Origin of the sequence: Streptantibioticus parmotrematis (genome assembly GCF_019890615.1) — a bacterium.
Lineage (GTDB): Bacteria > Actinomycetota > Actinomycetes > Streptomycetales > Streptomycetaceae > Streptantibioticus_D > Streptantibioticus_D parmotrematis.
Map to the genome: position 1 here is coordinate 1 of NZ_JAINVZ010000035.1, position 25,969 is coordinate 25,969.

32 protein-coding genes are annotated in these 25,969 nt (G+C 70.2%); 3 read left to right on the forward strand and 29 right to left on the reverse strand.

Going from position 1 to position 25,969, the window contains the following annotated elements; translation table 11 throughout:
* On the reverse strand, positions 1-201 hold a 201-nt coding region (locus tag K7472_RS30170), incomplete at its 3' end, for a DUF2637 domain-containing protein (protein ID WP_222982182.1).
* 497 nt (positions 202-698) lie between these two features.
* On the opposite strand from K7472_RS30170, the gene K7472_RS30175 reads away from it, so the two are divergent.
* Positions 699-1,931 (forward strand): ParA family protein, encoded by a 1,233-nt coding sequence (locus K7472_RS30175; protein WP_222982109.1) that lies wholly within the window; start codon positions 699-701, stop codon positions 1,929-1,931.
* Entirely contained in the window at positions 1,928-2,935 is a 1,008-nt protein-coding gene (locus tag K7472_RS30180; RefSeq protein ID WP_222982111.1) for a ParB/RepB/Spo0J family partition protein, read from the forward strand. The genes K7472_RS30175 and K7472_RS30180 overlap by 4 nt, the downstream gene beginning before the upstream one ends.
* A 108-nt stretch (positions 2,936-3,043) precedes the next feature.
* Here K7472_RS30180 and K7472_RS33295 read toward each other — a convergent pair whose 3' ends face one another.
* Positions 3,044-3,166: a hypothetical protein gene (locus K7472_RS33295; RefSeq protein ID WP_289679309.1), complete on the reverse strand. Its 123-nt coding sequence runs from the start codon at positions 3,164-3,166 to the stop codon at positions 3,044-3,046.
* Entirely contained in the window at positions 3,163-3,507 is a 345-nt protein-coding gene (locus K7472_RS30185) for a hypothetical protein (protein WP_222982113.1), read from the reverse strand. The genes K7472_RS33295 and K7472_RS30185 overlap by 4 nt, the downstream gene beginning before the upstream one ends.
* Before the next feature lie 154 nt (positions 3,508-3,661).
* On the opposite strand from K7472_RS30185, the gene K7472_RS30190 reads away from it, so the two are divergent.
* Positions 3,662-4,537 (forward strand): acyl-CoA thioester hydrolase/BAAT C-terminal domain-containing protein, encoded by an 876-nt coding sequence (locus K7472_RS30190; RefSeq protein WP_222982115.1) that lies wholly within the window; start codon positions 3,662-3,664, stop codon positions 4,535-4,537.
* Between the two features lie 37 nt (positions 4,538-4,574).
* Here K7472_RS30190 and K7472_RS33570 read toward each other — a convergent pair whose 3' ends face one another.
* The 26 genes from K7472_RS33570 to K7472_RS30320 all read right to left on the reverse strand — a co-directional run bounded on the left by K7472_RS33570 (position 4,575) and on the right by K7472_RS30320 (position 25,858).
* Positions 4,575-6,989 carry a tyrosine-type recombinase/integrase gene (locus K7472_RS33570; RefSeq protein WP_308014154.1) on the reverse strand — a complete coding sequence of 805 codons (2,415 nt, stop codon included), beginning with the start codon at positions 6,987-6,989 and terminating at the stop codon, positions 4,575-4,577.
* Positions 6,986-8,239, reverse strand: coding sequence for a tyrosine-type recombinase/integrase (locus tag K7472_RS30200; protein ID WP_222982118.1), 1,254 nt, complete (start codon positions 8,237-8,239; stop codon positions 6,986-6,988). The genes K7472_RS33570 and K7472_RS30200 overlap by 4 nt, the downstream gene beginning before the upstream one ends.
* A gap of 71 nt (positions 8,240-8,310) precedes the next feature.
* Positions 8,311-8,574 (reverse strand): hypothetical protein, encoded by a 264-nt coding sequence (locus K7472_RS30205; RefSeq protein WP_222982120.1) that lies wholly within the window; start codon positions 8,572-8,574, stop codon positions 8,311-8,313.
* Positions 8,575-8,666: 92 nt separating this feature from the next.
* Entirely contained in the window at positions 8,667-8,972 is a 306-nt protein-coding gene (locus tag K7472_RS30210) for a hypothetical protein (RefSeq protein WP_222982121.1), read from the reverse strand.
* A gap of 108 nt (positions 8,973-9,080) precedes the next feature.
* Positions 9,081-9,386: a hypothetical protein gene (locus K7472_RS30215; RefSeq protein WP_222982122.1), complete on the reverse strand. Its 306-nt coding sequence runs from the start codon at positions 9,384-9,386 to the stop codon at positions 9,081-9,083.
* Between the two features lie 13 nt (positions 9,387-9,399).
* Complete coding sequence (locus K7472_RS30220; protein ID WP_222982124.1) at positions 9,400-9,609, reverse strand: hypothetical protein; 210 nt, start codon at positions 9,607-9,609, stop codon at positions 9,400-9,402.
* The gene (locus tag K7472_RS30225) at positions 9,606-9,872 is read right to left on the reverse strand and encodes a hypothetical protein (RefSeq protein ID WP_222982126.1); all 267 of its coding nucleotides are present in this window, start codon (positions 9,870-9,872) and stop codon (positions 9,606-9,608) included. The genes K7472_RS30220 and K7472_RS30225 overlap by 4 nt, the downstream gene beginning before the upstream one ends.
* Complete coding sequence (locus K7472_RS30230; RefSeq protein ID WP_222982128.1) at positions 9,869-10,846, reverse strand: ATP-binding protein; 978 nt, start codon at positions 10,844-10,846, stop codon at positions 9,869-9,871. The genes K7472_RS30225 and K7472_RS30230 overlap by 4 nt, the downstream gene beginning before the upstream one ends.
* A 148-nt stretch (positions 10,847-10,994) precedes the next feature.
* Complete coding sequence (locus K7472_RS30235) at positions 10,995-11,414, reverse strand: hypothetical protein (RefSeq protein WP_222982129.1); 420 nt, start codon at positions 11,412-11,414, stop codon at positions 10,995-10,997.
* A 120-nt stretch (positions 11,415-11,534) separates the two neighbouring features.
* Entirely contained in the window at positions 11,535-12,173 is a 639-nt protein-coding gene (locus tag K7472_RS30240; protein WP_222982131.1) for a hypothetical protein, read from the reverse strand.
* 76 nt (positions 12,174-12,249) lie between these two features.
* Complete coding sequence (locus K7472_RS30245; RefSeq protein WP_222982133.1) at positions 12,250-12,645, reverse strand: RRQRL motif-containing zinc-binding protein; 396 nt, start codon at positions 12,643-12,645, stop codon at positions 12,250-12,252.
* 575 nt (positions 12,646-13,220) lie between these two features.
* A complete protein-coding gene (locus tag K7472_RS33575) occupies positions 13,221-13,976 on the reverse strand; it encodes a Pycsar system effector family protein (RefSeq protein WP_308014155.1) in 756 nt (251 codons plus the stop codon).
* Between the two features lie 277 nt (positions 13,977-14,253).
* Positions 14,254-14,787: a DUF6197 family protein gene (locus K7472_RS30255; protein WP_222982134.1), complete on the reverse strand. Its 534-nt coding sequence runs from the start codon at positions 14,785-14,787 to the stop codon at positions 14,254-14,256.
* Positions 14,788-14,877: 90 nt separating this feature from the next.
* Complete coding sequence (locus K7472_RS30260; RefSeq protein ID WP_222982135.1) at positions 14,878-16,998, reverse strand: chromosome segregation protein ParM; 2,121 nt, start codon at positions 16,996-16,998, stop codon at positions 14,878-14,880.
* Between the two features lie 97 nt (positions 16,999-17,095).
* Positions 17,096-17,506, reverse strand: coding sequence for a conjugal transfer protein TraB (locus K7472_RS30265; protein ID WP_222982136.1), 411 nt, complete (start codon positions 17,504-17,506; stop codon positions 17,096-17,098).
* Positions 17,507-17,516: 10 nt separating this feature from the next.
* Positions 17,517-19,712 (reverse strand): ATP/GTP-binding protein, encoded by a 2,196-nt coding sequence (locus tag K7472_RS30270; protein WP_222982137.1) that lies wholly within the window; start codon positions 19,710-19,712, stop codon positions 17,517-17,519.
* 151 nt (positions 19,713-19,863) lie between these two features.
* Positions 19,864-20,094 carry a hypothetical protein gene (locus K7472_RS30275; RefSeq protein ID WP_222982138.1) on the reverse strand — a complete coding sequence of 77 codons (231 nt, stop codon included), beginning with the start codon at positions 20,092-20,094 and terminating at the stop codon, positions 19,864-19,866.
* Positions 20,091-20,573 carry a hypothetical protein gene (locus tag K7472_RS30280; protein ID WP_222982139.1) on the reverse strand — a complete coding sequence of 161 codons (483 nt, stop codon included), beginning with the start codon at positions 20,571-20,573 and terminating at the stop codon, positions 20,091-20,093. Before K7472_RS30280 ends, K7472_RS30275 begins: the two co-directional genes overlap by 4 nt.
* Before the next feature lie 119 nt (positions 20,574-20,692).
* Positions 20,693-22,222 carry a DUF2637 domain-containing protein gene (locus K7472_RS33300; RefSeq protein WP_308014156.1) on the reverse strand — a complete coding sequence of 510 codons (1,530 nt, stop codon included), beginning with the start codon at positions 22,220-22,222 and terminating at the stop codon, positions 20,693-20,695.
* A 329-nt stretch (positions 22,223-22,551) separates the two neighbouring features.
* The gene (locus K7472_RS30290) at positions 22,552-23,061 is read right to left on the reverse strand and encodes a hypothetical protein (protein WP_222982141.1); all 510 of its coding nucleotides are present in this window, start codon (positions 23,059-23,061) and stop codon (positions 22,552-22,554) included.
* A gap of 9 nt (positions 23,062-23,070) precedes the next feature.
* Positions 23,071-23,268 carry a hypothetical protein gene (locus K7472_RS30295; protein WP_222982143.1) on the reverse strand — a complete coding sequence of 66 codons (198 nt, stop codon included), beginning with the start codon at positions 23,266-23,268 and terminating at the stop codon, positions 23,071-23,073.
* Positions 23,269-23,377: 109 nt separating this feature from the next.
* Positions 23,378-23,569 (reverse strand): DUF5999 family protein, encoded by a 192-nt coding sequence (locus K7472_RS30300; RefSeq protein WP_289679315.1) that lies wholly within the window; start codon positions 23,567-23,569, stop codon positions 23,378-23,380.
* Between the two features lie 105 nt (positions 23,570-23,674).
* Positions 23,675-23,971, reverse strand: coding sequence for a WhiB family transcriptional regulator (locus tag K7472_RS33050; RefSeq protein WP_308014158.1), 297 nt, complete (start codon positions 23,969-23,971; stop codon positions 23,675-23,677).
* A 208-nt stretch (positions 23,972-24,179) separates the two neighbouring features.
* Positions 24,180-24,506 (reverse strand): hypothetical protein, encoded by a 327-nt coding sequence (locus K7472_RS30310; RefSeq protein ID WP_252396486.1) that lies wholly within the window; start codon positions 24,504-24,506, stop codon positions 24,180-24,182.
* Positions 24,507-24,645: 139 nt separating this feature from the next.
* Positions 24,646-24,945 carry a hypothetical protein gene (locus K7472_RS30315; protein WP_222982152.1) on the reverse strand — a complete coding sequence of 100 codons (300 nt, stop codon included), beginning with the start codon at positions 24,943-24,945 and terminating at the stop codon, positions 24,646-24,648.
* Positions 24,946-25,069: 124 nt separating this feature from the next.
* Complete coding sequence (locus tag K7472_RS30320; protein WP_222982154.1) at positions 25,070-25,858, reverse strand: hypothetical protein; 789 nt, start codon at positions 25,856-25,858, stop codon at positions 25,070-25,072.
* Positions 25,859-25,969 lie beyond the last annotated feature (111 nt).

Below are 25,969 nucleotides of genomic sequence, written 5' to 3' on the forward strand. Positions count from 1 at the left end.
GTCCAGCGCGAGCAGGACGCAGATGCCCGCGTCGATGCCGATCGGAAAGAAGTAGGCGAAGTCGCCGAATCCCTTCCTGATGGCCAGCGCGCGGACGGCCGCGTAGGAGCCGGCGAAGCCGATGCCGGCGATGACCAGCGCACCCGCGACGACCACCCCGATCAGCATTCGCTGCGCACGACCCGGTCGCATCGAGGCCATTCCCTCCTCATCAGCCACAGGGACCACAGAATCTCATGGGGCGACCGCTGTTCGAGCGTCGAGGCGGCGTCGTGACGGGATGACGGGCAGTTTCGTGGAGTTCGGTTCTGTGAAGTGCCCAACCGAGCGCCTGGGACCTCATCGGCGTCAGAGTGTTCCCCCAGGCCCTGAGCTGGACGCGCGCCTGGACGTCGTCCTGGTGGTTGTTGTCCGCGGACAACAACCCATTCACTTAGATGGAGAGCCCCGCCAGCGGCCCCTTGGTCATGTATGTAGTTAGCCGTCGGGCTTATGAGCCGCTGGGTGAACGGCGGGTAGTCGGGCGTCGCTTCGTGAGACTCCCCCGACTACCCGCAGCCGAAGGAAGGAGGCAGGACCCCGGGCGCTCGGACGCCGACTGCGCTTGAGTTCGCACCACTGTAGACCATTGCGGTGATCGTTACCAAAGTCACGCACCGGTACTTCACTTCTCTCAGAACGTTAGTAAAGTCCCTTGCATGACTTCGCCTTCGACCCAGGGCGACCGCGAGAAGGTCGTCTCCAAGCTACCGTCCTGGCTTCGCCAGGAACTCAAGGTCCGTACAGCGCAGTTGCGCATCGACATCCAGGACGCGGTCGAGGCAGGTATCGCGGCCTGGTGCGGGCTGGCCTCCGCCCCTGCATCTGTCGACACATCGGGAGCGGACTCCTTCTCCACCTGGCTGCCCGTCGGCCAGTGGGAAGGCTTCAAGGCCGACTGCAAGACCCGCGGGGTTTCATTGACCCAAGGTCTGGGCCAGGCCGTGCAGTTGTGGCTCGACAAGCACCCGGCTCCCGAGGTCCGGCGCCCGTCAGTGGTACGGCGGATCATCGTGTGCAACCAGAAGGGCGGCGTTGGCAAGACCGCCATCACCGCTGGCACCGGCGAGGCGCTGGCCGAGGACGACCGGACCCTGTATCCAGTGCAGACGGCGCGCGCATTGGCGGTGTTGTCCGCCGATGCCGCGGCGGGCGAGCGTGAGGAGCTGCCTGGCCCCGGGCTGCGCGTACTGCTCGTCGACTTCGACCCTCAAGGGCACCTGACCAAGCAGCTGGGCCAGCAACCCCTGGCTATGGGCGAAGACAGCCTGACCGCCCACATGGCCGGTGAAGGCAAGGGACCCATCCGCGACTTGGTCGTGCCGATCGAGGATGAACGCTTCGGCGACCGCCTGCACCTGCTGCCGGCATGCACAGACGCATTCCTGCTCGATGTGCGCCTGTCGACCGTAAGGGCCCGGGAAGGCGCCCTGGAGCGCGCACTAGCACCCCTAGAGGAGGACTACGACGTCATCCTCATCGACTGCCCGCCGAGCCTGGGACTCAGCATGGACGCGGCCGTCTTCTACGGGCGACGACGCGACGGCGAAGAACCTGGCGCATCAGGCGCGCTGATCGTCGTCCAGGCCGAGGACTCCTCCGCCGACGCCTACGACCTGCTGACCCGCCAGATCACCGACCTCCGCGACGACTTGGGCCTGGACATCGACTACCTCGGCATCGTCGTCAACCTCTACGACGGCCGCCGCGGATACATCGCCACCTCCTCTCTCCAGGCCTGGATCGACATAAGGGATCCCCGCGTGGTCGCCGTGATCGGCGACCTGAAGGAACAAAAGGAAGCGGTCCGGCTGAAGCGACCGCTGCTGTCGTATGCCCCCCGCTGCGACCAGGCGGTCGCACTGCGCGCCCTCGCCCGGGAGATCTCATGAGCAAGGCAGACAAGCTCCGCGCCTCGGCTTCCTTCGCTCGGGCCCAGCCCGTCAGCTCCAGGCGCGCGGCGATCGCAGCAGCCACGGGGGTGGCCACCGACGGTGTGGCACCGCCCACCCAGGTGCCGCGTTCGGCCCTGGCACACAACCCGTTCAACGTGCGCGAGCAGTTGACCGACCTGGAGGAGACGGCCGCGTCGCTGAAGGAGAAAGGGCAGCTGCAGCCACTGGCAGTCGTCACCCGCGGCGCCTTCCTCGCAGTGCACCCGGGCCAAGAGGAGGCGATCGGCTCAGCCCAGTACGTTGTCATCGACGGCAACCGGCGCTTGGGCGCGGCCGACTTGGCAGGGATCGAGCGACTGCAGATCTACATCAACGACCAGCTCGCTGCTTCCAGCGAGGACATCCTCGAGGCGGCACTGATCGCGAACATTCACCGCGTGGATGTCGCCCCTCTGGACCAGGCCCGCGCAGTGCAAAGCCTCCTCGCCACACACGGCAGCCAGGAGAAAGTGGCACAGCGCCTGGGCAAGTCCGGCGCGTGGGTCTCGCAAAGACTGGCGCTGCTCGAGCTGCCGGAGGATCTGCAGGAGAAGGTCGAGGCAGGCGAGCTGAAGGTACGCGACGGCCGTCGGATCGGCCGTCTCCCGGCAGACCAACAGCACGCCGAGGCCGAGCGAGTCCTTAACCGGGTTAAGGCCCCGCGTGCCCCGCGCAAGGCGGCGCCGGAGCCCGCCAGCGGCGTCTCGCCGGGAGCCGACGGGACAACGACCGAACACGCAGCCGGGGAACGCCACTCCCCCACCGTCGCCTTGACTGATCCGGGTGTCCCAGCGCAGGCACCGGCGCCCGAGACCCTTAACCCGGTTAACGCCGCTCCCGGCATTCCCGTCCAGGACAACGCGTGGCATGACCCCTCTTGGGTGGCGGACCAGGTCCACAAGCGCATGTCGCCAGAGAACCGAGAGCGTCTCATCGAACTCTTGCTGGCTCCCACTGGCTGAACCGCTCCCCCACATACCGCCAGGGGCCCTTGGGGTGGGGTTCCGGTACGGATCGCGTACTGGTACCCCACCCCTCTCATCTGGCTCGGCTCTGCATGCTCCCTCCCCTCAATTCACTGTCTTCGCGAGAAGGTCCTGGTCGGCGAGGTGTTCGGCGGTACGGCGGATGAAGGCTGCGGCCTGTTGCACGCCGATGAGCAGGTCCAGCGGTGGGGGAGTGGCGGTACTCATGCGGCTCGCCTCCTGGGGGTGTTGAGGGCGGCGCGCAAGCGGGCGCGGTTGGTGGCGGCCTGCTCCGCCGTGACCGGTTCCCGCTGGCCCGCCGCGATGACGTGCGGGTGGCCGGGGCGGTGGTAGGGGGTGGGCCGGATGGGGATCAGTTCCAGCTCCAGGCGGGCGAGCGCCTCCTGGCGGCTGCTGTGCCCGTCGCGGGCGGGGGCGGGCAGGTCGTCGACGAACGCGGGCGGGAAGGGGGTTTGGCTGGTGCGGCTCATGGGGGAGCCCTCCTCAGCTGGGTTCAGGCCGAGGACGGCGTCGCCGGCCGGGTGGCCCATCGTGTCGTTCACGGCCATGAAGCGGTTTTCCCGGACTAACTCAGGTGGTGTGTAGGCCGTCATGATGGAGACCTCCATGTGGATGGAGGCGGGGTGCGGCTTTGCTGTGGTAGATGGGCCGCACCCCGCGTTCTGGACAGGGATTTCTGAGTTGTGACGACAGGGGGAGCGGGTGGACATCACTGAGCGCGAGCTGACTGATCCTTGGGAAGGCGTTCTGTTCGCTCCCGCTCGCGGCAGTGATGTCGGCGTTCTGGTCCTGGCAGGATCCAGCGGGCGCATCGAACGTGAGCGAGCGCGCATCCTCGCTCAGCAAGGCTTCACAGCTTTGGCGATGCGCTGGTTCGGCGGGCCCGGTCAGTCCCCAGGAATCTGCGAGGTTCCCCTGGAGACCTTCACCGCCGCCGTCGACTTCCTCCGACTGGGCGGTGCGCACCGCATCGGAATTCTCGGCACCTCCAAGGGAGCTGAAGCCGCCTTGCTCACAGCGGTGTACGACCCGCGCGTGGACGTGGCCATCGCGCTGTCGCCCACCTCGCGGGTCTGGTGCAACGTCGGCCCAGGCCGCGACGGAGAGCACCACCCGTATCGCTCGTCCTGGACCTGGCGGGAGCGGCCCCTGCCTTTTGTCCCGATGGACGATTCCTGGACTCCCACGGAGCCGGACAGCGGCCCCGTCGCCATCCGCGGATGGTACGAACTGAGTGAGCGGACCTTCGCCCACTCGCTTTCGCTGGCGGAGATCCCCGTGGAAGCAGCCAGAGCCGATCTGGTCTTGGTCGCGGGCGGCGACGACGCGATGTGGCCGTCGCTTACCTTCGCTGAACAGATCGCTCAGCGTCGACGCTCTGCCGGGGCGACCGTGCGTCTAATCGCCCGCGACGACGCCGGCCACCGACCACGCCTTCCTGGCGAGAGCCCGGCATCGGAGTCCCACCACTTCAAGTACGGGGGCACACCTGAAGCTGACGCGCTCCTGGGCAAGGCTGCGTGGCCCCACATCCTCGACTTGCTCGGCGGCGAAGGCTCACTGGCTCCTGCCGGTTGATCTCGAACCAGGCCGAAGGACAGATTCGTATCGGTGATCAAGAGGTCCCCTCTCGGTTCCTGATCTGCGGAATCCCGAGATCGGCAACGCGGGTGTCCGAGCGTTTGACCGCCCGGTCGAGGGCCGCGAGTTTGTTGCGCGCGGCATCGAGACTGACCCGGAGTCCTTCTGCCTCGCCGAGCCAGCCGTGGTCCTTGGCCTCGTCGATGCGGTCGGAGAGGCTGCGGATGATCTCGATGAGACGGCTGCGCTGGGAGGGGTCGATCCGCAGCATGGGACAGCGGACGCAGGCGTGTTCGTGTTTGCAGGGCGTCCCGTAGGGGCGCCCGCAGGTGCCCAGCTCGACCTTCCGAAGTGCGAAGTGGCGCTGGAATTCATGCCATTCCTCGTCCGTCGGCTCGCGGTACTCGGTTTCGGGGCGAAGTGCACGTCGCTGAGCGAGGAAGGATCGGTAGGAGCGGATGAGGTCCTCCTGGAAGACGGCCAGGTAGGCCTGGGTGGTGTTCAGGTCTTCGTGGCCGAGGAGCCTGGCCGCGATGTGCACGGGCAGGCCTCCGGTGACTGCCTCGGTGGCGAACATTCGGCGGAAGTCGTGAGCGGTGTACTTCAACGGCTCGCCGGCGGCGTCCCGCAGGCCGGTGCGGGCCAGGGTGCTGTCCAGCAGGTTCTGCACTGTCGTGGGGGACATGACTTCGCTGCGGTGCCCCCGTGTCCGGCGCTGGAACAGGTGGGGAAGCTGGGGCCCGAACTCCCGCTCATGAGCGTCGTAGTAGCTCACCTTCGGGATCGCGCCGCCGTTGGCATTGCGGAGCCGGGTGATGATCGTGGCCAGCACGCTCGCCAGCTCGGGGCTGACCAGCAGCAGCCGCTCCTGGTCATTCTTCGACGGCACGATCTGAAGGAGAGGAACCAGTTCACCGGTGTCGGCAAGGCGGTAGGAGACCAGGGCCAGGTGCGTGATCTCCAGCAGTTCCTCCCGGCGAATGCCGGTGTGTCGCAGGGTCTCGATCACCGCCCAGGCCCAGAACGCCTCGTCCTCGCTCTGGAACAGGTCGACGGTCTCCCCGGTCGACAGGCTCTCGACCAGCACCGCTTCTCCGCGGGCCCGGGGCGCGTATTTCAGGTAGGTCTGGAATACGAAGCGCCGGTAACGGGTGCCCTCGTGCTCGAACTCTTCGCCGACGGGCACTGACCGTGCCAGAGCCAGCAGCTCTTCCTGATCGTGGCGGTGACGCTCGGCCGTCTCGACCAGGACCAGCAGGTGCGGCAGCCGCTCGCGGACCCTCTGGTGCATCCTGGCGACGGTCTTGCGGCGGTGCTTTTGCAGGCCGTCGGTCTCTCCGCGGCGAATCGGGCTGGGGACCGCGTGCGGCGCCCAGGTCGGGTCCTCCAGCGCCCACTCCTGGATGTCCAGGTAGAAACTGCGGACCTGGACCAGCAGAAGCAGGTAGGTCTTGCGCGGCCGCGGCGCGGTTCGGCGCTTGGTGACGTACTTCGCGCGTTCCTTCCATGCCGTTGCAACGTCTTCGGGAAGGTGCAGGCTGTCGACCTCGGGGTGATGCTGCTCGATGTCCGCCCAGAACGTGCTGGCGAGCATGCCGAGCAGGGCAAGGAACGAGGCGTAGTCCAGGCTGGGCCGGCGCTCGTCGAGATAGCGGACAAGAGCGTCACGAACCGGCCGACAGCGAAGGTGGTAGCTGTCGACGAGTTCGGCCGTCGGCCTCTGCCCGCGATGCAGGAACTGCTTGTAGGTGGTGTTCTGCGGCAGGACCCCGATGCCCCGCATCAGGTCCCAGGCCGGGACAATGCCGTGCGGGACGAGTCCGTTCTTGGCCAGGCCCCATGAGCGGAAATCCTCGAAGTCCCGGCCGGTGATCTGGTCCAGGTCGCGGCCGGTGTGCAGGACCAGCTTCGCGAGCACGTTCAAACCCTGCTCCCGGCGGCGCTCGGGCATCCGCCGAGCGATCTCCTGCTCAACGACCCGGGCGAACAGCTCGGGCTGAACCGTCTGGCGGGTGTCCCGGAAGAGGGTGCGCGAGTTAACCACGGCCAGAAGGTCGTGACTGGGCAGGACCACCCGGTTCACGAGCAGGCTCCCCAGACCGGCAGTGTTGACGGCCCGCCGACGGTCCCTCGCGGCGTCCGACCCCGGAGGCAGGACATCCGCCCAGGCCAGTCCGGCGTTTGCGTCGGCGGCGATCCACCGTTCTTGCCACCCTTCGCCTGGGTGGGACTCCAGCCATTCCAGGATGTTGCGTGTCCCGGCGATCCGGTCGCGGCATCGGGCTGCGGGGTAGCCCATATCTTGCGCGTGGTCGGCGATCAAGGTGACCACCTCGTCCAAGGACAGGTGGTCCGCGCGCCCAGCGCGGGTCGGCTCTCGTTCGGGCTCAGCGTGTTCCGTGACCGTCTGGGGGCCGGGGACCGGCAAAGCGGTCGAAGTGGCGGTCACTTCAGGTCTCCTCCCAGCAGCACGGCCAGGTCGGCGGCGTCGTAGCCGACGCCACCAGGTTCCGGCTGGGGTGCCGCAGCGGGTTCAGCGCGGTCCGCGAGGTAGCGGCGGACCTTGCGGAGAACCTCGTGATCGTCTTCGACGAGGTAGATCTGTGTCGTGGTGAGATGGGCGTGTCCGAGGATGACCTGGACGTCTCGCAGAGACAGCTTGTGCGAGCGGATCATCCGCAAGGCACTCGTGTGCCGCAGGTCGTGCATGGTCCAGTTGGTGCCCAAGGCGTCGTTCGCCCTTCGCAGCACTGCCCGCAGGGCGTCGTAGGTCAATGGGCGGTGGGCCAGCCCGTCCGGTGTGCGCTCGCGGCGCCGCAGGGTCAACCAGATCGGATCGCCAGGGCTCAGCTTGCCCAGCTCGTCGAGATAGAGCCGCAGCCAGACGAAGGCCTCAGCGCTGGCTGGCAGCCACTGCATCGCCCCTGAGCCCTTGCGCCGGACCTGAACCAGTTGGTCGCCCCAGTCCAGATCGACACCCCGGATGCCGAGCAGCTCGCTGGCGCGGGCGGCCGTGCTGACCGCCAGGGCGAGGATCGCCCGGTCCCGGTTCGAGTTCATCGCCGCGAACAGGTCGTTCCACCGCTCATCGGGCATCGCCCGCGGTTTCTGCCGGGGCAGCTTCGGGTTGTAACGAAGGCGGCCCTCCGGCCGGAACGGCTCAAGGGGATTGTGATGTGCGTTCGCCCGCCGGCCCCGGACACGGTCCCGCCGCACCGGGTTGATCAGCGGGCCCTGCCCGACATCGATCACGTATTCATAGAAACACCGCAGCACCGCGTTGCTGTGCCGGATCGTCCGGGCGCTGTACCGGTCTCCGGGATAGGCCTTGCGCGTGATCGGGTTGACCTGCCCCGCCAACCCCGCGGACTTCGTCCTCGGCGCACGCCGCTGCTTGTCGGCCTGGCCCATCCACAGCACGAAATCACGCACGTCGTCCGACGTGGCTCGGTCCCACGAGACATCGATCGCAACGAGGAAACGCCACCATCGGTGCAGGTCAAACGCGTAACTGCGGACACTGCCTGCGGAATGGCCTCGGCCCATGAAGTCGCGCAGGAAGCGCTGGATCGGCTCCACCGGACGGCCTTCATGGTCCACGACCACGTACGGAATCACTTCACCGGTGGGCACGACACGACCCCACCGGGCAAGACGAATCGACTGGAGGTCACGGTGGACCCCTCCGAACGACGGCATACAGCTCCTCCTCCAAATGGCTGTATGACTCGTACCGTCGCCCCCATCAACTCCACTTCCGACACACCGAGTTACTCACCGCTAGTCCGGTCAACATGGTCGGCGTCGACCATGACCAGCACCGTGTGGTCGCCGTGCCGGGCGAGGATGCCGCGGGCGCGGGCGGTGTAGGCGTCGCGGCGCAGCAGTCCGGTCAGCGGGTCCTTCCGCGTGACGGCGAGATGCTTGTGGAGCGTGACGGCGTGCACCGCCCAGCCGGTGAGCGGTAAGGCGGCGGTCGTCACCAGGAGGGTGCGCGGGCCGATTCGGCCCCGGGGGTGCAGGACGGAGTCCATACTGAGGGTCTCCCTCTCGTCTCGTACGGGTTGGGTGGGCCCGGGGCGGTCGACGTGGTTACCAGGCCGATGGCGACCGTCCCGGGGCAGAACTACATCTCGAAGTCGCCGTCGTCGGTGCGGGTCCAGCTGGGGTTGTTCCAGCGGTCGGCCGTCGCGGCGGGCCAGTCGAGCTCCCAGCCGGGCCGGTAGCCGCAGGCTCCCCAGCCATCCGGCCGCCCGTGGGGGATCTCCCGTCCGGCCGCCGCCGCGGCGCGTGCCGCGTCGTAGACCTCGTGTGCGATCCGTACGGCGGCGCTTCGGCTGTCGGCGCGGCCGGTGAAGATGTGCACGCCGTTCAGGCCGGGCTGACCGGTGCGGTGTATCGGGACGTCGACCTCGAAGTAGGGCAGGGGCATGACGTCCATCTCCTCTCGCTGTCCGTGCGTTGAGGGGCCACTGCGACCGCCCCGGCCCGCGGGTGCGGGGCGGGGGCGGCACAGAGTGCGCTCAACTCAGGCGCGGGATCAGCTGGCCGTCTCGATGCCGTCGCGCAGGTGGGCGCGCGCCTGGGCCAGCAGCGAGCGCTGGTCGCCGTCCACGCCGGTCAAGGCGTCGTTGAGGTAGCTGGCCGCGCGGTCCAGGTCCTCGCTGGCGTCCTGCCAGGCGCGGATACTGGAGGAGCCGAGGACGTCGCGGACCTCTTCGACCAGGTCGATGAAGGCGTTCGGGGTGTCATCGCGCTGCGCCTGGTCGCCGATGAGGGCGGCGAGGTCGGTGGCGAAGCAGTCGCGGAGCGCGGCGAAGGTGTCGGTCCTGGTCTGGACGGCCATGAGGGGGCTCCTGTCAGAAGTCGAGCCGGATCGTGATGGGGGTGCGGCGGTCGCCGTAGTCACGGCGGGGGTTGTGGACGGTCCGGCGGTGCGCTGCCAGGCCTGAGCCCCCGCTCTGGATCGGGAGGTGGCAGTCCGGGCAGCCGCTGAACCATTCATCGCCGGGCGGGAGGTCGGCCGGGGTGAGCGGATGGGGGTGCGGACCGTCGGCGGTCCGGCTCACCGGCCCTCGCCCCCGGCCGGTTGCCGGTCGGCGAGCGCCAGGAGCTCCACGGCGAGTTCCGGCGCGGACAGGACGGTGCGCAGGATCGAGGTGATCCCGTCGCGCTCGATGGGGTTCAGCCGGTCCCACACGGCGTGGGCGTCACCGTGGGCGCCGACAACCTTGAGGTAGTCGGCCTCGGTGTGGGCGGTGTGCTGGGCGCCGCACCGCCCGCACCGGAAGTCGGCCTGGTCCCAGCCGCGCACAGGGGACTTGGCGCTCATTCGCTGATCGCCTCCAGGGCCTGCGCCTCGAGGTCGGCGCGGCCCTCGGGGTCGTCGTCCTGGAGGGCGTGGTCGTCGGCCTCAAGGTCGACGCCGTCGCCGTGGACGGTGCAGACGATGTCCGGGTCGTTGTCCATGGCGCCGGTCAGCGCCCGGAACAGGCAGCTGACGCTGTAGGCCGGCGCCCACGCCTGCCCGTCGCACTCCGGGTCGAAGGGGCACGGCAGCAAGATGTCGAAGCCGAAGTCGCCCTCGCCGTCGACGTCTTCGCGCAGCGCGAGGGTGAGGTACTGCTGTCCGAGGCGGATCTCCGCGACGCGGTCCCGGCCGGTCACCAGGTCCGAGCCCGGCCGCCACCGCCACAACGGCAGGATCTCCGGGCCGAAGAAGCGGCGGGCCAGCCACAGGTCGCCCAAGCTGCTGCCGTCGCGCCCGAGGTCGGCCTCCCGCTCCTGCGAGAGCCGCTTCAGGAACGGCTCCAGGCGGTACAGGGCGTCAGCGAAGACCACCGTGTTGAAGCCTTCGGCCGCGAGCCGCTGATGGGAAGCGACCATGGCCTGATGCTGGGAGCGGACGACGTCCTCGGGTATGCGCCGGTTGGCCGACCGCATGCCCTGGCGCTCCAGGCAGACCGGCAGCGGTGTGGCGACGATGACCGCGACGGTCGGCATGCCGTGCCGCTTGGCGGCCGTCACCAGTTCCACCCGCACGGACCGTTCGACGTTGGAGGCGTCGATGACCGTGTTGAGCTTGCGGGCCATCCGGCGCTCCAGGATCAGCTTGAGGGCGTCGGTGGCGTCGCCGGTGGCGCCCTGGTCGCCGGGGTCGTCGCTGACCGTGCCGCGCAGGCCGTCGAGGGAGAGGACCTGGGAGGCCGGCCAGGTGCGGGCCAGCGTGGACTTGCCCGAGCCGGAGGCCCCGATCAGCACGATCAGCCCGTTCTCGGGCAGGTCCGGGTATAGCACCGAGGTCATACGAGATCTCCTTGCGGGTCGAGGGAGCGGGCAGCCCAGGTCAGGCGGCCGGGGTTCATGACAGGGGTCGCTTCCGTATCGCGGGGTGGGGGGGGTGGGCCGGGGCGCCCGGGCCTCCGCGGTGTGCGGGGCCCGGGCGCCGGTGGTGTCACCACAGGCGCCCGGAGGTCTCGTGCCACTCGGGTTCCGCGCCGTTGCCGACCGGCTTGACCACGCCTTTCGTGCCGACGTCGCCGTCCTGGTAGTGCAGCTCCCCGTCGAAGTCGTGGGCTTCGCTCATCCACGCGGACAGGGCCACGAGTCGGTCGTTGATCGAGAACGAGTAGATCTCAGGGTCGTTCACCCGCAAGTGCTTGATCGTCTTCGGGCGCCCCTGCTCGTCGGTTCCGCTGTCGGGATCGGGCACGAACACCCACGCCTCGCGTTCGGCCAGGGCCGTCAGCTCGCCCTCCGAAATGCCGTGAGGGGCGACGTGGAAATCTCCGTCTTCGGTCAGCTCCCACAGCAGCGCGAGCGGGACGGGTGGGCACAGCTCGACGGTTCCCTCGATGCTGAAGTCGACGGCCATGTTTCCTCCTGGTGGGGGTCTGGGGATCCGGGCCCGGTGTTCATCCGGGCCCTGTTGTCTGTCGGGTGAGGAGGTCGTCTCAAGCCCGCTGCGGGGGTTGAGCCGGGGCGAGCACGTTCGTCAGGCCTCCAGCGCCAAGAGCGTGTGGTTCCTGCGGTCAGCGGCGGAGTGCTGGGTGAGGTACTGGCGGATCTGGTCGAGGGTGGCGATGTCGACCAGATCGCCGTTCGCTGCCGCCAGCGTGAACCGCGACGTGATGCCGTAGGTGTCGTGTCCACAGCGGTGGTGGAGCATCACCCCGGGGGCGATGTAGAAGGCCGCAGTGCCATCTTCGTAACCGGTCCAGCGCTGCGCATCGCGCAGGTAGCTCTCGCCGTAGTCGATGCCGTAGGACCTGCATGCGGCTCGGAAAGCCGCGTCGGCCACAACAGCGTCGGTGAGCTGCGCCAGTCCCTCTGCTGTGGAGCCGGGTGCCGCTGGCGCGATGTGGAGGCGGTCGGGGTGGGAGTAGCGGGCGGCGCTGACGCGCTTACGGATCGGAACGAGAAGGGAGCTGACCGCGGCTTCGACGGCGAGCGCGCTCATCAAGGCGAGCGCCCCGATAGCGCCGATACGGACATGGCTGGACCATGTGGTGGGGAGGTCGACGTTGGCCAGGCAGGCTCCGAAGGCGCCGCCGGCCAACGCCGCGCAGATGCTGATTCCCGTGTCGAGGGAGTCGAACAGGCTGATCAGCGTGTGACGGACAGAAGATCGCATGTGGGACCTCCGTGGGTTTCGAGGGGCGGGCGCCCGGCCGAAGGAGACCGGGAGCCCGGGGCTTGGTGGCGGTGGGTCAGGCGGCCAGGTGATGCTCGGCCGGGGGAGCGGTGTAGCTGTCGGGGTCCGCTGGCGTGCCGTCGTAGCACTCGAGGCAAGCGCCCAGGGTTCGGAGCGGGAGGCACTGGTGGTAGCGCCGCGAGCAGACGGGGCACCGCTGCCGGGCTTCCATGGCGCGGTCGAGCGCCGCTTCCTTCGCGTAGCTCATCGGCAACTTCGGCACCGCCAGGTCGACGCGATACAGCCACGCCCAGCGGGTCCCGCCCCGGCAGGTGATCCGGCCGACGGGCTCGTGGCCTCCGGGACGTAGTCCCATGGCGCGTAACTGACGACGGGTGGCCAGGCCTGTGGGCGCCTGCTTCCACGTGAACTCCGGGAAGGTTCCGTCGTCGTACAGGTCAGTGCCGAGCACTCCCTAGTCCGCGTCCTGGCGGTCCATCACTGGCTCCAGGCGGAAGGCAGTCGACCGGGACGGTGCCGGTAGCGGGGCCGGGGGCCCGGGTGACGCGGGCGCGGACGACCAATGCGGCGGCGCGGGCGCGGAACGATCACGAGTTCCTCCAGGCTGAGAAGTAGGGGCGCCCAACGCCCCGCCGGGGCGTCTGCGGGGCGCTGGGCGAGGTTGGCCAGATTCCGTGGTGTCGGCCGGGACTTGGCGAGTCGCCGACCGTGCCGTAGCTCGGCTTTGCGGCGTAAAGACCGGTGAGCGGTCGGGTGAAGAGCGGTGAGCTTCTCGGTAGAGGACACGGCAGTCCCTTTCTGGTGACCTGCCAGCGACCTTCGACGTGGCCCCTTGCTCAACTGCTTGCTCAAATGCGCATCGATGCAGATCAACCGCTTGCGCTCCCGAATGTCACCGATCCGAGTGAGTCGCGTGCAACCGGCGACGGGTTGCCTTCCGGCTTCGGGGCCCATGCCGGGGGTGGTAGCTGCCGCGTACGACGATGGCTTGTCCGGCGGGCGTTGGCGCCACCCGGCAATGTGCTGTCAGTGCAGTGCGACGGCGAGTGCGGCGAGCGGTACGGCCGCGATGCACAGCTGCACGGCCGCCCTCAAGTAGCGGTACTTGCGGAGTGCGATGCGCGACAGGGTGACGATGCGCGCGGCGCGGTCGTCCGTGGCGAGGGCGGCACGCACCTCGGCGGGGGACAGGCGAGCCCAGTGTGGGAATGCCCGGTCGACGCCGCCCCCGAGACGGGGCCGGACGGCGAGCAGCAGGACGACGGCAGCGGCGGCCAGGTCGAGGGCGGCGAGCGCGGCGCACGCCAGTGCCGGGACGCCGTCGTGGACGGTGATCTGAGCGAGGCCTGCCAGCCCAGCGCCGACGAACGCCAGCAGCATCGAGGCTTTGCCGTCGGTGCGCCCGATCTCGGCGGCTACGTTGGTCAACTCGCTGTCCAGCACGGTGTTGTCCGGTGCGCTGGCGGGCGGCGCGGGCGAGGTGTCGCCGTGGTGGTGGCAGGGTGTTAGGCACACGCTGCACAGGTCGGTGCGGATCCGGTTGCGGCGTGGGTCCCAGGGGGTGCAGTGGGTGAGCTGGCGGCGGTCGGCGCCGGTGACGGTGATGGCCCAGGACATTGGGTGGCCGAGTGCGGTGCGGGCGGCCTGTCCGAAGTGGATCGCGTCCACGCGGTAGATGTGCCCGCGGGCGTCCTGGTAGACGGCGCCGGGCTGGCGGGGGCCGACGCGGCGCCGGTGGGCACGGACGGCGGCTTCTTCGGATAACGGGGTCGCAGTGGGCACGGAGTATCTCCTTCAGCTGAAGTACTGGTTGGCTGTGTCAACGAGGGCGTCGGCAGCGCGGTGCGCCTCCGTGCGGGCTGCTTCGAGGGGGCAGGTCGGACGCTTCCCGCATGGCGTAGGTGGCGGCGGCCGCCTCGCGGGCGGGACCGGCCAGGCCGGGTGTCAAGAGCGCCGGTGCCGGTCGTGCTGGGGGTGGTCGTTGATGGGCTTGTCGTTGGCGGGCACGGTCAGGCGTCTCCTTCGCGAAGGCGGGTGGTGGTGTGGTGACGGGGTGGGGTTACAGACCGCGGGCGTCGGCGAGGCAGGCGGCCTGGTCGACCATGCGGACCGGCACCCGGCTGCTGCTGAACGCGTCGTTGAAGCTGGGCACGGAGTCGACGGCGCCGCAATGACGGCGGATCGCGTCCAGGAGCACGCTGACCGCGTCGCGCTCCAGCCCGGCGTCGCCGCCGGCCTCGGTGCGGATCGCGCCGAGCAGGCAGACGGCGCCCTGGTCGTCGACCAGGGCGCCGGTGCACCAGCCGCCGGTCAGCAGCCGCTGGTGGGCGCGTTGCAGCAGCGCGGCGACCGGTGTGCGGTACGGGGCCGGGAGCAGGGCGGGCGGGTGGGGGAGTGGGGCGGTGACCACGTCGGCCAGGACGACGGGCGGGGTCGCCAGGTGGGCGGTGTTGACCTCGTAGGCGACGGCGGCTTCATCCAGCCGCATCGTCATCGCGACGGTGGTGAACGCCATGCGCTCCTCGAGGGACAGATCTGTCGGCGGTGGTGTCGTGGTGGTGTTGGCGGGTGGGCTGGGGGAGGGCTGCGGCATCGGGGGCTCCGTGGGTATGGGGAAGGGCGCCGCCGGTCAGGTGTCCGGCGGCGCCCTTCGGCGTCGACAGGACGTCGTGCAGCGCGTGGTTCAGGCGTTGTTGAGGGACTTGATGGCTTCCAGGGCCTGGCGGGCGGAGGTGACCTTCTGCGTACCGCGGCCGCCGTGCTGGCCCCCGCCCTTGTTGCCCTTTCCGCTGCGGCGGCGGCGTCCGTCGCCATCGCCGTCGTCGTCGGGCTCGGGCCAGAACTCGCCGGGACGCATGGGCTCGTTCCAGTCGAACCACAGGCCGCGCTTGTCCAGCTCCGCGATCTCGTAGTCGGTGAGCCGGTTGACCTGCTCGGGGAAGAGGTCAGCGAGGTCGGTGTCGAAGTCCGCGTATAGCGACCGCATCAGCACCGCGCGACCGTTGTCGAGGACGATGATCGCGACGCCGCCCGTGCTGACACCGTTCTCCGGGTCGGCCTCGCCGCGCATGGCCCGCTCAATGACCGAGCCCTCGCTGCGGGAGTAGCGGGCCGGGATCGTCGGCACCTCATACGGGTTCTCCATGGTGCCCTCGGCGGCCTTGCGGGTGGCACCGGGATTGCCCATGTTGAAGATCACGGGCCGTGAGTTCTGCCGCATGTTGTTCTTCATCTCGGTGGAGAACCCGTCGTCCGCGAACGGCGACTGACCAGCGGGGTTGAAGCCAACGCCATACTTGAGCCCGGTGACGGTCAGGTCATCGCCGGTCTCCTGGATGACCGTGCCGAACTGGGGGTCCTTGGCAGCGGTCATGTACTCGTCGGCGTAGACGTTCAGCTGCCGGTACGGGCAGCGCGGATCACCCGGCTTGTAGTCGTGCGGCTGCCCGTCGTGCGGCCAGGGCATTTCCGCGCGGATCTCGCACAGCGCCTTCGCCGCCCGCAACTGGCGGGCCATCCACAGCGCGTTCGAGCCCTGCCGGTCGATGAACCGGCTCAGCACGGTGGTCTTCTCGTCCTTGCGGACGGTCGACAGCCACACCACATGGCCGGCCAAAGACTGCGCGGCCATGTTGATCGCAAAGAACTGGGTCTTGCCCGACCGGCTGACTCCGAGGATCAGGCCGTGGCATGCGGCGTTCTTGTCGTGCTGGTGGACGAAGTTGCGCACCGGCTGGCCGGTGATGGTGAACCCGCACACGTACATGCCCTTCGCGTCCGGGGTGAGCAGCTCCCGGGTCGCGGGGAAGACCGCGCTCAGCGGCGGGGTGTCGAAGACGCTGATCAGGAACTCCGAGCCGTCGATGAGGACGAACACGCACGAGTCGTCCTCGGGCAGCTCCAGGGCGCGGCAGACTTTCGCCAGGTCGACGCGCGGCGTCTCGGTCGGGTCGGCCATCCGCGCCCGGTAGAACGACACCTTGCGGTCGTTGTCGCGGGACTTGCCCACCAGCACCGAGCCGGGGGCGCCGCCCTTCGGCGCGCCGACCCGGTCCGCCCACCGCTGCTCATCGGTCGGCTTCCTGCGGCGGCGGGCGCCCGCGTCGGGGGTGAGGTGGGCCTCCAGCCAGCCCGGGCCGCCCTGCCGACCGGGCTGAGCGGCAACGGGGGCCAGGGCGACGTCGGTCTCCGGGATATCGAACGCGGCAGCGACGTGCGCCTGGGTCAGGCCGCTGATGGGCCGTCCGGTCTCGGCCGAGCACAGCAGCAGCGTCAGATCATGCCGCATGCCCTCGTGCCGGGAGGCCTTGACGATGTGGGTGCGAGCGGGTGCTCCGGCGCGCTCCCACAGGGTGCGCGTGTCGCGGGTGAGCTGGTCCGCGCCGTCGTCCGGCCGCACCGGCGCTACCGGTTCGGGGGCGGCCTCGAGCTGGGGGAGCGGGCCGTGGGCGGGTCGGTGGCGGCGGGCCAGGCGGGAGAACGGCAGCACCAGGAGGCCGGCGCCCGCCCATCCTGCGGCGAGCAGCCCGTCGAGCCACCACGGGCCCCAGCCGGGCGTGTTGCGGGCGACGACTTCCACCGCGGCCGCCAGCACCAGCGGACACCAGCGCAGGATGCGCGGCCCAGCACCGAGTTCGTTGGCGCGTGCGGCGAGCACCATGCCCACGGTGCCCGCGGCGCCGGCCAGTTCGATGACGGTGTTGACGGGACTGTTGGGGTACAGGTTCGGGGCCACGGCCAGCACCGGCGCGGCGAGCGTGTAGGCGGCGCGCTCCAGCACGACACCGCGCGGTGTGACAGACACCAGCTGCTCCTTCAGGAACGGGAACGGGACGGGCGGCCCGCGATCCACGCGGGCCGCCCGGGGCGGATCGAGGGGTTGTGCCGGGGTGCGGGCGAGGTCAGCGGATGAAGAAGCCGGGCTTGGGCGTCTTCTCCCGCCGGTTGGAGCGGATCTCGTCCAGCCGCCCGTAGAGCTTCGCGTGCGAGCCCTTGACCTGGAAGGTGTGGCCTGCGGTGTCCTGTGTGATGGCCCGCAGGCGGCCGACCTGGGCGGCGGCGCCGCCGAGGGCCTCGGCGACGTGCTCCGTCAGGACGACGAACTTGCCGTCGAGGCCAGCGTGCTCGATGTCGTCGCCCACGCTCGTGGTGTGGTCCGCGGTGGCCTTCATCCGCTTCCTGAGCGCCTCGAGGTCGTCGGCGGCCTCGTCCAGGCGCTGCCCGAGCCGGGACAGCTTCGCCTGGACGGCCTTGTAGCGGTTGTCACCGGCCGCGGCCGCACCACCGGTGTAGGGAACGATGTCACTGCTCATCAGGGGCTCCTCAGTCGTGGTGGGCGGCGGCGGAGACGGTCTTCAGCCCGGCCTCCTCCTTGGCGTTCATGTCCTCGCCGTAGACGCGGGCGACCATCGTGGCCGCCACCTTGGCCGCCTCTCGCGCTGCCTCGCACTCCTCCGCGCAGCGCCGCGCCTGCTTCTGCATGCGGCCCGCGGCCTCGGACAGCTCCGCGATCTGCTCGGTCACCGCCGCGGTGACGTTGTGGTCGTCGGCCAGGTCGTCGGCCATCTCCTTCAACGCGGCGCCGATCTGGCCAAGTTGCTCAGCCATGGTCTCGGCCTGGTCCTGATCGGCGATCGCCTTCAGGGCGATGTTCGACATCTCCACCAGGTAGCCGTCGAACGTGATGTCCGTCTGGTGCTGCGCTTGCATGCTCACACTGCTCCCTTCTGTGCTGGTCTGCCGGTCGCTGCCTCGGCCGGGCTCCCGGCTGGCACCGGGCTGCCTCTCCGGGGCGTCGGGCTCCGGTTCCCGGCTGGTGCCGGGCCGTTGGGTGTGTGACTCCGGTGCGGGCGGCAGGCCCTTGACGCCGGTTGTCACGGCGGCGGGATCATCGGGGATGATCACCGCGTCCTCGATGTCCTCCCCGCCCCCACCGGAGGGCGAGGGGTGGGTGGGGCGGTCGGGCCACTCCACCGTCGGACCGGAATCGTCCGGACCGAACGGGTCGCCGGGCGGTGCGTCAGCCTTCGTGCGGCGGCTGCCACGCGGGCGGCGGACCCGCCGCCGCTTGCTCTTGCCCGAGCCGCTGGACGCGCCGCTGCCGCCCGGCGGAGACTCGCCCGGAGTATCCGGGCCGCCCCCTCCTGCGGGAGCGTCAGACGCGCCGCCAGACTGCTCCTTGCCGGCCTCCCCGCCCTTGCCATCCCCCGGCTCGGGTTTGTCCTTGCCGAGGTCGACCTTCTCCGGACCGTCCTTGTCGGCCGCGTCCGCGCGCCGCTTGTCCCACCGCCGCTGCGCTTCTTCCGCGATCGCCTCCCCGAGCGTGGTCCGGTCCTCGGCTTCCTTGCGGGCGCGCACCTTCTCGCGCTTCGCCCGGCGCGCCGCATCGCGCTCCTGGCGCCGCTCCTGGCGTCGCGCCTTACGGGCCGCGTCCCGCTCGTCCCGGGCGGCATCCTTGCGGGTCCGCTTGCGGTCCCAGCCCGCCACGCGGTCACCGAGCCGGGCCTCATGCGTGGCACCCCGCCGCTCCAGACGCGCGGCCTGCCGCGCCGCCGCCCGCTCCTGACGACCCCGCGCCCGCTCCACCCGCGGACTGGTCCCACCACCGCCGGCACCACGGCCACCACCACCGGCACCCGAGCCCCGACCACCGCCGGAACCACGGCCGTTGCCGTTCCTGCTCCCGCCTCCCGCGCCGCGGCCGCCACCCGTACCGGGACCACGGCCACCACCACCGGCACCACGACCGCCACCAGAACCGTTGCCACGACCGCCGCCGGCACCTGAGGCGGGCTTGGTGCCGCCACCGGAACCGCGGCCACCACCGGCGCCGCCGCTACGGCCGCCACCGGTCCCACGCGCACCGCCGCCGCTGCCACGGCTGCCGCTTCCCGAGGTGGGCTTGGCGCCTCCTGCGGGACCACGGCCGCCTCCACCGCGGCCGCCACCAGTGGCGCCGCTACGGCCACCCGAGCCGCGCGAGCCGCCACCGCTGCCAGTGCGGGACGGCTTGACGCCGCCCTTGTCCGGCACCGCACCCGAACCCGCCGCCGCCTTGGCCTGGCGCAGTTTCGCATTGTGCTTCGCCATCGCGGTGTGGTGCTCGGTACGCGTCTGCAAAAGCGCCGCTTTCCGGGCGATCTCCGCCTCACGCAGCGGCATTTCCGCATCATGCAGCGACTGGCGGATACCAATACGGTGCTCGATCCAGTCCCCGAGACGATCCGCGAGAGACCGGTGGTTCACATACTCGCCGTCACTTTCGAATTCATCCTCAGAATCCGGTTCTTCCGGTATCCCCTCGGAGCGCAATGCGTCCGCCGGATCCGGCGCGCCCGGAATCCTCGGCAATTCCATAGTGGTTTCCGTATCGGATTCCGGCGGAGTGTCGCCGGAATCCGTATCAGCGGGCGGGGTGTAGAACATGCCGCTGATATCAGGGGCGTTGGGAACAGTCCCGGAGTTGGGACGCCTGGCGAGATGAACGACGTTGCCTTCGCCGTTTTCATCGTCTGCCATGTCCGCCTCCCTCCTTCCGTGGAGCTTGACAAGGGATCGCCGCCTCGCGTACACGCGTGCGCGGCACGCGCGGTACGCGTCTCGCGCGGCACGCGTTGGGAGACGCCGAAGGGCCGCCCTCGCGTCGAGGACGGCCCTTCGTGCGTCGTGGTCAGTTGTGGCGGCGGTAGACGTTCTCCAGCGCCAGGGCCACATCCCGGATGAACCCGAGTTCACCGGAACGGAATGCCTGCGTGCCCCGGATATTCATCAGCCGAAGCCAGTAGTAGAACATTCCGAGTTCCTCGCCGTGAGCAGTCACCATTTCGGTTCTGATTTTCTGCTCATGCTGGGCCCGGTTGAACTGCTTGCGCTCAACCCGGGTGAGCGGGCGGCCTGTCACGCGGACTCCCGGCGGTCCTCGAGGTCGTAAATCGACCTGGGACCACCATACCCGGATTTCTGACCGACGGAACCTTGCTGCGGCACCGAATGCGGCGCGCCGCCCGCTTTGAGTGCCTTCTTTCGCTGATTCTCCAAGCGCTTTTCCTTCCTGGCCTTTCCGGTATTCACGACCGTCTCGTCGTGGGCGCGCCGCTTGTACGCGGATTTCTCCAGCCCTTCGGTGAGGGAATTCAGATCCCGCAGGACGGCATTCAGGGACTTCTCTACCGGCAGGGCCCGCATGCGGGCGTGGTACCAGCGGTCACCGTCCACGTGGACGCCGCGGCAGTGCACGCGGGTCTCGTCCCGGAGCGTCTCCAGGTGCCCGCGCACGTCCAGCAGCACCCGCTGGATGTCGGCGAGGTAGCGGGCGTAGGCGTCGGGGTTCTGCGCCACGTCGCGCAACGGCGCAGCCCCGTTCGGGTCGTTGGTGTTCACGGCGGGAACTCCTCCTGGTGTACTGGGGATTGCTGTGGACTGCTTCCGGCAGTCGCAGCGGGGGCCAGCCCGGTTCGGTCGGGCTGGCCCTCACTGGTGTGTGCCGGACGAGGGGCAGGTCAGGGGCGGTAGCCGTCGGCGAGCAGGATGGCGGCCTCCTGGCGGTACTCCGAGGCCGTGCCGGGCGACGCGACCGCCAGCTCGGCCTGAATGTCGGCCAGCGGCAGCCGGTCGGCGTCGCCGCCGACCCCGAGGATCATCCGGGCGACCCGGCGGACCGCCCGCTCGCGCGGCTTGAGCTTCGCCACGTCCTCGATTTCGACCGCGCGCCGCTCTACTTCGGCGGCGGCGAGCCGGGTTTCGGCAGCGGCGTACTCGGTTTCGGCTTCACGCTTGCGGGCCGCCTGCGTGGTCGCGTCGGCGGTCGCCTTGCGCTCGTTCTCCTGCGCCGCGAGCCGGTCGGCTTCGGCAGCGCGGCGACGGGTTTCGGCAGCAGCCCGCTCCGTTTCGGCGGCAGCGCGGTCGGCTTCGGCAGCACGCTGCCGGGCCTCCGCGATCTCCGCCGTCTCGATGGCTTGAGCCTCCGCCGCCGCGACCCGGTCGGCCTCCGCCGCGAGCCTCCGCTTCTCGGCCGCCTGGCGCTCCAGTTCCGCCGCGCGAACGTCCGCCGCAGCCCTGGCCTCGCGCTCCTGGGCCTCCTTGCGCTCCGCCTCGGCCTCGCGGGCGCGGGCTTCGGCGACCACCGCGTTGTCCAGGGCCTGCTGCTCCAGCTCAGCAGCCCGCTCCGCAGCGCTGACCCGGGCACGGGCGTGGGCTCGGGCCTGGCCGGTCTGCCCGTCGATCTGCGCGCGGACCGTCTCCACCTCGCCCTTGGCGCGCAGCCGCTCGGCCTCGGCCTGGGACTTGGCGATCTCGCTGCGCGTCTCCGCGTCCAGGCGGCGCCGCTCGGCTTCCTCCTGCCGCTCCTGGGCTGCTCGCTCCTGCTCATCGGGCATGGCCAGGGCCTGGGCGACGGTGTAGCCGTAGGGGGCCATCGTCATCGGCAGCAGCTCGTCCTCGTCGGCCTCCGACAGATCGCCGTCGTGCTTGCGCTTGAGCCACAGCTCGTAGGCGATCAGCTCCTGGTCCCGGCGGATCATCTCCGGGTAGGAGGTGACGCCCCACAGGCGCATCCGGCGGAAGATCCTGCCTGTGGCGACCGGGGCGAGGATCCACCGCAGCCACGGAATCGCCTCGCGTTCGGGCTGGTCAGGCCGTACCACGCGGTCGATCGCGGTACGCCCCAGCTCGACCACCACGATGAACAGCACCGGCACGACGCCGTGGGCGCCGGCGGCGACGTAGTCCAGCAGCCGCCAGGACCCCGCCGGGGCTCCGGACGCCGCGTTGACCACGACGGTGGTGGCGGTCAACAGCCAGACCGGATAGCGGATCCAGCCGATGGGGCGCTTGAGCCACGCCATCAGGAGGTCGACCGCGATCATGACCATGATGCCGACGTCGACGCCGACCGCGAACAGGCGCCCCTGCCACAGCGAGGAGAACCGCAGCTGGCGGGAGGCGAACACGGCGACGTGCTCGAACGACAAGTACAGGCCGATGCCCGCGAGAGCGAGCGCCGCGAGCACGATCAGGACGGCGGTCCGCACCTGCGAGAGGGTCAGCCGCGCAGCAGCTCCGGTCCCAGCAGATCCCGGAACCGGCTCATCGTCCTGGTTCCGCTTAGGCGTCTGCGAAACCGCGTCCGGTGCATCCGAAACGCGCTCCGGTGATCCCGAAACAGTGGGCGGTGCCTCCGAAACGGGGCGGTCAGGCGAGGCCGGACGGGGCAGATCAGTGATCGTCATCACGAGTCTCCACGAGGACGGTTGAGGACGGGCGCGGAACGAAACCCGGTGCGCCCGAAACGGAACCCCGGGCCGCCGAAACGACGGCCGGTACTCCCGGAACCGGGAGCGGCGGACACGAAACGAGCCCGTCAGACGGACGCGCGCGGTGCCGGAACCGGCACGGCCCGGTCGGCCGCGCGCGACAGCCTGACGATGTGCCACCCGGACAGGGCGACCGGTGGCACGTCAGAGGAGACCGGGCCGTAGCCGGACCAGCCGTCCGGGTCCGCACCCTCACGCTCAGCCGCGGCCCGCGCCGCACCATGGGTCAGGTGCGCGCTGTGATAGCGCCCGTCGCACAGCAACACGAAGTAGACGGAGGCACGAAGCTCGTCCGCCAGGCGCTGCGCGTCGGCACGGTAGTGGTCGGCGTCGGCGCGGGCCTCGGCAAGGTCGGCGACCAGACGCTCGATGGCCAGGTCGTCGCGGCGCTCCCGCGCGTGGGAGAACTCTTCGGCGACGCGCGCCTTCTCCTCCGCCTGGAGCCGGGCTTCGTTGTACCGCTCGGCTTCGGCGGTCAGCGTCTCAATACAGGCCTGCGTCATGCTCAGTTCGGTGTGCAGGGCCAGGAGGCGGGCCGTGCGGATGATGCGGAACATGCTGCTCCTCTAGTTGGCGCGGCTGGGCGCGACGATGCCGGTCCGTCCGGACTCCTCGAGCCAGCGCTGGGCGTCGGCGCGGTCGTGCGCGCTGACGAGCTGGGCAAGGCCGTCGTCGGTCAGCGCGAACGCGGACCACTGCGCATGCGCGTCGGCTTCGGCCTGGGCGGCGGCGATCTGGCTGGTAAGCCAGGCGGGCAGGGCCATGGGGAACTCCTCTCGGCGGCCGGGCTGTCCGGCTCCCCGTCGCCGCCCGACCCGGCCCGCCGTGGCGAAAGGCGGTCGGTGCGGGCGGCTCAGGCAACCGCCAGACCGTTCAGGCCGCCGTGACGACGGTCCGGTGCGGGGCGATGACCTGCCCGTCGGGCAGCAGTTCACCGGTGTCCTCGAAGAGCAGGACCGCGTTGCACAGCAGGCTCCAGCCCTGCTCCGGCACCGCGGCGATGACGCGGGCGGCGTCGCGATCCGGACTGTCTGCGGCCGGGCATCGCGGCTCGTGCCGGCACAGCGAAGTGGACAAACGGGCGGTGGTCGTTGATGCCATGGGCACTCCCGGCAGAAGAGAAGGTGCCGGGCCGCAGGGCGCGACCCGGCTGGGTGATGGCGAACTGCGTCACTGGGAGACGGCGCGGGCGCGGTCGCGGGAGGCGCGACGCCGCATCGAGCGACGCTCGGCCTCCGCCAGGCCGCCCCACACCCCGCTGGTCTCGCCTGTGTCCAGGGCCCACTGCAGGCAGCGCTCCATGACAGGGCAGCGGCGGCAGACGGCCTTCGCCTCGTCGATCTGCAGCAGCGCGGGGCCGGCGTTGCCGATCGGGAAGAACAACTCGGGGTCCTCGTCACGACAGCCAGCCGAGTCCCGCCAGTCGCGGGGGCGCGCGGCGGTCGACGGAGCGTGCGTGGACGAGATGTAGGTGGCGCGGGCAACTGTGCGGGGTGGCATCGGGTCCTCCACTGCGAAGAGGGCAGCCCCGAGGAGCGGGATCTCCTCGGGGCTGCGGGTGGTGGGGCGCGGAGTCAGCGTCCGCGTCGATCCTCCGAGCGGCCATTGGCCTCCCGGACCTTGCGCGACAGCTCCGCGCGTTCCTCGTCGGTCAGGCGGGTCGTCAGCACGACCATCACCTCCGGACGGCGCTGCGGTGCGCCTGGTCGGCCGGACGGACGAGGCGGTCGGAAGAGGTCCACACGCTGCCGACGGCGAACGGCTGCCCGTTGGCCTGGAACACATCCCGGATGATCACGGCCCACTGGGCGCAGCGGCGGCCCAGGAGTTCGCGGGCCCGCTGCGGGTCGCGCACCACGGCCAGGACCTCGAACGCGCCGTCCGTGTTCTGGTAGATCGCCCCCGGCTCCCGGGGGCCGATCTGCTCCTCGATCACGCGCCGCAGCGCCTCGGAGGTGACGGCGTCGGGTACGGCCTCGGGGGGCGGGGCCGGGTATGTCATGCTGGCGGGCACAGGTCCTCCTACGGTCCTGGACAGCCCCGGAGGGTCTCAAGTCGCCGGGGCTGTCGTATGTGAACTCTGCTGTGGGAGCGGGCTGTCCAGACGAGCAACCGCCGCGGCTCTTCGTGCGAGGTGCCGGTCAGGCGTCCCGGGTGCTGGGCCGGTAGGCGTGCCGGGGGTGGTCGTCGGCGAACAACGTCCATCGGCGGTCCTCGGCCTCGGTGAGGTGTTCGCCGACCTCCACCTTCACGGGGCAGGCCGGGTCCGGGCAGCGGTAGCGGTGAGTACGGGAGTAGCGGACCACGGAGTGCCAGCCGGTCAGCAGGACCGAGCAGACCGCGGAGCCGTACACGGCCGCAGTGGGCAGCGGAACGTGAGCGGCACTCAGCCCCCAGCCGTTCGCAGCCCCCAGTACGCCGGTTACGAAAGCGCCGGTCATGGCCACAGCGGGCGAGATGGAACGCACTGAATTCCTCCGGTAAAAGAAGGAGCGTGCCCACACGGTGTCGGGCACACTCCCAGGTCGGGACCCCTGGATGCGGGGCGGTTCAGCGAGTTTCGGGTCAACGACGAGGTCGCAGAGGGGAGAGGGGGACCGCGGGGCTCTCCGACGGTGCGCCGCCGTCCGGCCGCTCAGCCCGGCGGGCGTCAGCGGTCATCACCTTTGGGAGCACCTTCTGCCAGTCGGCCCGCCGCTGACGGGTCCGCTGCCGCGCCTCGTCCCGCTCGCGCTCGGGATCGTCCTGGATCTCGGCGAGCAGCTGCCGCGCGCGCTGACGGCGAGGATCGGCTTCCTGCTCCCGAAGCCGCAGGTAGAGGGTGGCGAGACGCTCGCCGTCGGGGCAGCGCAGTCGCTCGCCGCTGCGACTGGTGGCCTCGCCGGAGCAGGCCGCGCACCGCTGACGGTGGACGTGGAGCGCCTGCTCGGCCGTCCTCGCCGTCCGAACGGCCGCCTCGATCTGGCTGACGGCGGGCGGCCTCGGCGTCTTCGGCTTCCGCAGCACCTTCGTCGCGCGGCGCGCCGTACTCGGCACGGACTCCAGCAGCTCGGTGCGCCATCGGCCGGGCGCGATATCGATGACGACCCGGCGGTTGCTACCGGCCGAGCAGCGGCGCGGGTTGGCGGTGCCAGCCCTCCGGTCGTGGTGCGGGACCAGCTTGGCGGTGCTCTGCACGTTGGTGATGGGGCACCAGGTCTTGCAATCCGGGCAGACCAGGTGCTCCTTGCCCGGGCACAGGTCGATCTGGGTGATCTTGAGGGTGGAAATGGTGATCGGCGGCCGGGGGTTGATGTTCCCGGTGCGCGTCTTGCGTCGCCGCTTGCGGGCTACCGGCGTCTCGGTCGGGGTCACGAGGAACTCCTTCGTGCGGGAGAACAGCGGGCGTCGCGGTGTCCTCTCCGTCCGCCAGGCCGCCGGAGGTCCGGCGCGCATCCTGACGGTCGGGCAGCACATCGCTGCCAA